This is a genomic window from Clostridioides sp. GD02377, from assembly GCF_045899875.1.
GTDB classification, from domain to species: Bacteria; Bacillota; Clostridia; order Peptostreptococcales; family Peptostreptococcaceae; genus Clostridioides; species Clostridioides difficile_A.
Genome location: NZ_JBJODA010000079.1, coordinates 1 through 510 on the forward strand (window position 1 = coordinate 1; position 510 = coordinate 510).

2 protein-coding genes are annotated in these 510 nt (G+C 24.3%); both read left to right on the forward strand.

From position 1 onward, the window contains the following. Window positions 1-78 precede the first annotated feature (78 nt). Window positions 79-333, forward strand: a complete 255-nt coding sequence (locus Q3304_RS20890; RefSeq protein WP_223195876.1) for a hypothetical protein — start codon at window positions 79-81, stop codon at window positions 331-333. Continuing rightward, window positions 323-510 (forward strand): RusA family crossover junction endodeoxyribonuclease (locus Q3304_RS20895; RefSeq protein WP_407815497.1); only part of this gene is annotated, 188 nt, incomplete at its 3' end. The genes Q3304_RS20890 and Q3304_RS20895, both read left to right, overlap by 11 nt.

Below are 510 nucleotides of genomic sequence, written 5' to 3' on the forward strand. Positions count from 1 at the left end.
GAGATTGAGTATTTTGTTAAGCTTGGAAATGGTTATGTTGAGCTGGGAATAAAATAAAAATTTAAGGAGGAAGAGTAAATGTTAGAATTAATGAATTTGATGAAGAATTCAATGCTTGAAGAATTAAAAAAAACTAATAATAAATTTAAATGTGTAGATGAAGATTTATTGTATGATAAAGTACAGAATTTAGATTATTTGCAAATATTTGAAGTACATGACTGTATGATAAAGTTAATTTCTATGAAAGAAACAAATGAACAATTAAAAAAACTTAAGTTAGAAAACTTTTTAGATAGCCTTAATTTCAAGGGAGATAATTTTGAAAGTTAATTTTGTAATAGATGGAGAACCAGTTGGTAAGGAAAGACCAAGAATGAATACTTATGCTAAAAGAACCTATACCCCTAATAAAACTAAAAATTATGAAGAATTAATAAAATGGCTATATCAATCTAAAGTTAAACATTACTTTGAAGGTTATATAAAAATGACTTTAAGATGCTATTA

Bases quoted from the DNA above. Each gene is read 5' to 3' on its own strand.
- Q3304_RS20890 (WP_223195876.1), top strand. From the start codon at position 79: ATGTTAGAATTAATGAATTTGATGAAGAATTCAATGCTTGAAGAATTA.